A 1,980-nucleotide genomic window follows, 5' to 3' on the forward strand; every position below is an offset into this window, starting at 1 on the left:
GGGCCCGCCCCCCGGGGGGATCAGAACGCGTCGGAGGGGATGTACGTGCCCCAGACGTCGCGGAGGGCGTTGCAGACCTCGCCGACCGTCGCGCGGGCCCGCAGCGCGTCCTTCATCGGGTAGAGGACGTTGTCCTCGCCCTCCGCCGCCTTCTTCAGCGCGGCGAGGGCGGCGTCCACGGCCCCCTGGTCGCGCTCGGCCCGCAGCCGGGCCAGCCGCTCCGCCTGCTGGGCCTCGATCGCCGGGTCGACCCGCAGCGGCTCGTAGGGCTCCTCCTCGTCGAGCTGGAAGCGGTTGACGCCCACCACGACCCGCTCGCCCGCGTCGGTCTCCTGCGAGATCCGGTAGGCGCTGCGCTCGATCTCGGACTTCTGGAAGCCGCGCTCGATGGCGGAGACCGCGCCGCCCATCTCCTCGACCTTCTCCATCAGCCCGACGGCCAGCTCCTCCAGCTCGTCGGTCATCCGCTCGACGACGTAGGAGCCGGCGAACGGGTCGACGGTCGCCGTCACGTCGGTCTCGTAGGCGAGCACCTGCTGGGTCCGCAGCGCCAGGCGGGCCGACTTGTCGGTGGGCAGCGCGATGGCCTCGTCGAAGGAGTTGGTGTGCAGCGACTGCGTGCCGCCGAGCACCGCCGCCAGGCCCTGCACGGCGACGCGCACCAGGTTGACCTCGGGCTGCTGGGCGGTGAGCTGGACGCCTGCGGTCTGCGTGTGGAAGCGCAGCATCATCGACTTCGGGTTCTTCGCGCCGAACTCGTCCCGCATGATCCGGGCCCAGATGCGGCGGGCCGCGCGGAACTTGGCGACCTCCTCGAGGATGGTCGTGCGGGAGACGAAGAAGAACGACAGGCGGGGCGCGAAGTCGTCGACGTCCATGCCCGCGGCGACCGCGGTGCGGACGTACTCGATGCCGTCGGCCAGGGTGAACGCGATCTCCTGCGCGGGCGAGGCGCCGGCCTCGGCCATGTGGTAGCCGGAGATCGAAATGGTGTTCCACTTCGGGATCTCGGCCTTGCAGTACTTGAAGATGTCCGCGATCAGCCGCAGTGAGGGCTTGGGCGGGAAGATGTACGTCCCGCGGGCGATGTACTCCTTGAGCACGTCGTTCTGGATGGTGCCGGTGAGCTTGTCCGCGCTCACGCCCTGCTCCTCGGCGACGAGTTGGTAGAGCAGGAGCAGCAGGGAGGCGGGGGCATTGATCGTCATCGACGTGGACACCTTGTCCAGCGGGATGCCGCCGAAGAGGATCCGCATGTCGTCGATGGAGTCGATCGCCACGCCGACCTTGCCCACCTCGCCGGAGGCGATCGGGGCGTCCGAGTCGTGGCCCATCTGGGTGGGCAGGTCGAAGGCGACCGACAGGCCCATGGTGCCGTTGGCGATCAGCTGCTTGTAGCGCTGGTTGGACTCGACGGCGGTGCCGAAGCCCGCGTACTGCCGCATGGTCCACGGACGGCCCGTGTACATCGAGGGGTACACGCCGCGGGTGAAGGGATACGATCCGGGCTCGCCCAGTTTGGCGGCGGGATCCCAGCCCTCCAGGGCGCCCGGCCCGTAGACCGGCTCGATGGGCAGTCCGGACTCCGACTCGCGCGCCATGGAATGTGCCTCCGCGTCCTTGCTGGGGGGTTGACCACTGGGGTTACTCGCCGGTAAATGCGGCTCCTGCCACGGACTGTAGCGGCGGGCGCGCGGTCGGTGGAGGGGCACACGCTGGGACCTTGCTCACAACACGCCTGGGTGAGCCCTGGTTCGGCCGGCCGCCGCGGCGGGGAGCATGACGACAACGGCACAGCACGGCGCACACACGACGGGGGTCGGCGCGATGACACGCACAACGGGAACGACAGGACGCGGCCAGGTCCGGTGGCCGGCCGCCGCCGCGGCGGTGGCCGCGCTGGCGGTCGCCGTGGCGGGCTGCTCGGTGGAGCCGGGCAGCGAACCGGCGTGGACCGGGGCCTCCGGCGACGACGGGAAT

At 70.7% G+C, this 1,980-nt stretch carries 1 protein-coding gene; it reads right to left on the reverse strand.

The window, feature by feature from the left end:
* Positions 1-20: 20 nt before the first annotated feature.
* Complete coding sequence (locus ACOV8S_RS16555) at positions 21-1,601, reverse strand: acyl-CoA mutase large subunit family protein (RefSeq protein ID WP_351110446.1); 1,581 nt, start codon at positions 1,599-1,601, stop codon at positions 21-23.
* Positions 1,602-1,980 lie beyond the last annotated feature (379 nt).

The sequence above is a fragment of the Streptomyces sp. CO7 genome (assembly GCF_053474865.1).